The 285-nt window shown below is 63.2% G+C and carries 1 protein-coding gene; it reads right to left on the minus strand.

Going from position 1 to position 285, the window contains the following annotated elements:
* Positions 1 to 285, minus strand: a 285-nt coding sequence (locus tag QWJ41_RS21010) for a hypothetical protein (RefSeq protein WP_302710428.1), incomplete at both ends; no start/stop codon positions are given.

Consider the following 285-nt stretch of genomic DNA (forward strand, 5'->3'; position numbering starts at 1 on the left):
TCCCGACTGGATCGGTGTAGTTGAAGACCAGCCTGGTCACGACGCCGGAGTCGTCGGTCACCTCGTAGTCCATGTCTACGGTGTCGCCCGGCGTCAGGGTGGTGGGGGAGGTCATTGTGAAGCTCGTGACCTGCGGCACCGTGGAGTCGGCAGATGGGTTAGTGACCTCGAAGGTGGCGGTGGAGAAGTCGAAGTTGTGGGTGGTGGGGCCTGATGCGCCGCTGGGTACCTTCATGACTTCGCCGCCAGCGGGGAAGTAGTACGCCTCGTTGCCGTCGCTGTGGT

Origin of the sequence: Nocardioides cremeus, from assembly GCF_030518195.1 — a bacterium.
Lineage (GTDB): Bacteria > Actinomycetota > Actinomycetes > Propionibacteriales > Nocardioidaceae > Nocardioides > Nocardioides cremeus.